Below are 2,576 nucleotides of genomic sequence, written 5' to 3'. Positions count from 1 at the left end.
TAACAATTATTTTGATAGAAAAATTATCTTCATTTGTTCCGGTTGTATCACTGCAACGAACAAATAGAATTATTAAAATTGGTAATAATCCTATGATCATAAATTTCTTTCGCATATAAACCTCCATATTTTTTTTATTGGATATACATCATTCTCCATTCTTGTTCTGAATTAGTATTAATTTTTTAGCTATTCACGAATTATTATGTAAATTATCAGATTATATTTTTTTTAAAAAGTTTATCCTATTGTAACACGATAAAATCCTTTCCAATCCTGAAAGGATTAAATTTTAATAACCAGAGATGGAATCTCTGGAGATTAGATCGTGAATAAAATAATCCTGAAAGGATTGAATTTAAATGGCTCATAAAGAAATCACCCCTTTTTTATTCAACTCTTTCAGAGTTTTAAGATTCCATAAAAATTCGTGAAGAACCATTTTTTTTCATTAATTACAATAAGGTTCGAAGAATTAAGTTTGATTCAATTCAATATAAATGAAATTAACTTTTTCTTCCAAATAGTTCGATTTTCAATCGGTATTTCATATCCTTTATAATTCTTCCCTGAACTTTGTTTTTCCCCAATTAGACCAACACCAGGAGAATAATAATATCGTGTATAAATTTCATCAGATGAATTATCATCAACAATTTCAAATACATAACAAATAAAAGTTCCTGCTGGTGTTGTTATTTCTTCATTATTGGTTATACATTGATAAGCATTGTTCATCAATGTAATATATTCTGCTCGGAATATACTGTATTTTCCATTATGAGCATCGTATTCAGATTGGTTATTAATGTAATATTCTGAACTAACATTAATAGGGTCATTTCCAATCCAATTTCCGTTATCAAAATTCCATATCGGATTTGTATTTGCTTCATCAGGACTATTATTCATTGTAGCATAAATATTATGCCAATCATACCAACCAAAAAGATATTTATCATATTTTCCGATATCTTCATAGAAGTGTTGAGAGTTGTCATCATCAAGCATAAAATGATCTTCATCAAAATAAAGATTTCCAGGATCACTGAGGAAAAAATCTTCTGTCCAATATTGGTCAATTCTGTTATAACGATGAATCTCACCGTTTGGATATTCATCATTGTTACCGATCACTTCTCCGGTTGCATAATAAGATTGTTCCTGATTTCCATTCTCTTTTTCCTCCCAAATGTCTCCAATGCTGATAGGGTATTGAATCAAAAGTTTATGGTTAAGATTTATTTCATTATTCTCATCTAAAGTACCATATTCTACTAAACCATCTTCATTCATTCCAAGTAATGTTGTCTCTGATAATCCATAATTCTTTAGAATTTGATTACAATACACTTCGATATATTCTTGTTCATATTCAATAATTCTCGTGTTAATGATTTCCCAATATTCATAAGTAGTTTCTTTCTCAAATGTTGTTTCATCTTTTGATGTTACAATACTATAATTTTCGCATTCATAATTCCAAGCATTTCCAACAGATAAAGGCATAATTGTTTTATGATTACTTGATGAGGTTGACTTGCTGCAGCTTATTAAAATAACTAATATTAATGAAATAAATAGTAATTTGATTAATATGATTTCTTTTTTTCTTTTCATCACTTCTCCAAAATAATTATATTACGCTGAAGGAACTTAATCATCACTATCTAGATGAAGTTAAGTTGAATTTTTATCCGGTAAATCCTGTTATCCTGTCTTTTTTCAAATCGGCTTTACAACTCTTGTTTGTTCTCAACTCGAACTGCGCATCAAGTCGAGTCCAAACAGAATTATTCTCTAACCGCAGTCACTTTATAATATTTCGTATCATCGATCAAGTCCGTTGTCCATTCGATTCTGTTATCTGTCTGGGAAAATACTCCGGAAGATGTTACATCTTCATTTATATCGTAGGGATTTGTAGAAGCATATACTTTGTAAGAAGTTGCCTCCGTAACTTCATCCCAACTAATAATAATTTCATCTTCAATAATTATTATGGAAATATTTTCCGGTCTCTCGAAATTTGAATTTATGATCACGCAATAGAATTCATCGAGATCGATATTTACATCAGCATTTCCAATAGGTAGTTGTGCGAGAAGGTCATCTTCGTCGTTAGTTCCGTAAGTTCCAAGAGCGATGTAAAGTTCATCGGGAATTAATCCCCATTCTCCTTCCACATCGATCGTTCCCTCCAGAACAGTTCCGGTAGTATTTTCTATCCCGTTGTTATGATCGAACCAACCGCTCCAATCATTAGTACTTTCGTTAGCCAGGTAAGCATCCCAGTTTCCAACCATTCCGGATTTTCCCCAGGGTGCAGCATCCATTGTTGTCGGATTTTCCGAAATAAAAATAAAAACATCTTCTCCCAAACTTTGAGCAGTTGGTGCAGATACATATAATTCGCTTCCGTTCCAACCCGCGTAAAGAAATAAATCTTCATTTTCACCGAGCAAGGTTGTGTTCTCATCGATTTCTCCGTCCATCACAAAAAAAACCGGTTCGGAACATCCTGAAACAGTTACATGCCAATCCTGACCATTATTATTATCCCAGTTTCCCTGACC

Annotated in this window: 1 protein-coding gene; it reads right to left on the bottom strand. The window is 31.9% G+C overall.

What is annotated here, in order from left to right:
- Positions 1-486: 486 nt before the first annotated feature.
- Positions 487-1,620 (bottom strand): hypothetical protein, encoded by a 1,134-nt coding sequence (locus tag ENL20_00780; protein HHE37095.1) that lies wholly within the window; start codon positions 1,618-1,620, stop codon positions 487-489.
- Positions 1,621-2,576 lie beyond the last annotated feature (956 nt).

This window comes from Candidatus Cloacimonadota bacterium, assembly GCA_011372345.1.
In the GTDB taxonomy this organism is placed as follows: Bacteria; Cloacimonadota; Cloacimonadia; order Cloacimonadales; family TCS61; genus DRTC01.
This window is presented reverse-complemented; position numbering and strand designations above follow the sequence as displayed.

Excerpts from the sequence above, each read along its gene's own strand:
- ENL20_00780 (HHE37095.1), bottom strand. The coding sequence starts at position 1,620 with ATGAAAAGAAAAAAAGAAATCATATTAATCAAATTACTATTTATTTCA.